The sequence below is a fragment of the Dellaglioa sp. CoH-56-MRSF-13 genome (assembly GCF_056782095.1).
Genome location: NZ_JBXAYC010000072.1, coordinates 1 through 413 on the forward strand (window position 1 = coordinate 1; position 413 = coordinate 413).

At 53.0% G+C, this 413-nt stretch carries 1 protein-coding gene; it reads right to left on the reverse strand.

Going from position 1 to position 413, the window contains the following annotated elements; translation table 11 throughout:
• Nucleotides 1-413, reverse strand: a 413-nt coding sequence (locus AC1RP1_RS07935) for a PD-(D/E)XK nuclease family protein (protein ID WP_481762711.1), incomplete at both ends; no start/stop codon positions are given.

Below are 413 nucleotides of genomic sequence, written 5' to 3' on the forward strand. Positions count from 1 at the left end.
TCGAGTGTCGAAGCATCGAGTGCCGCAGCATGCATCTTGAGATAGCGTTTGAGCCGCTTCTTGATGACAGTGCGGTTTTCGTCCGTCAGCTTCTTCACGAAGACCGCAGGGTCTTTGTTCGGATTGTCACGTAGGATGAACGCATCCATGATTCCTTCGATCGGAATCTTGTACTGGAGTTCCAGAAGCACTGCGTACGCCTCGATTTGCTCGACGTACACAATGCCCGGGTCCTTGGCTTTTTTGGGGGCCGCTGCGATGCCCGTCGTTTTGAAGTCGAGGATGTAAAACTTCCCGTCGTCACCACGGTACACCGCATCGATGTGGCCGCTGATGCCCTTGTAGTTGATGCTCAGCTCATGGTACACGGTCGGAAAACCACAACACTCGTATTTGTACGAAAGCTCGTGCAT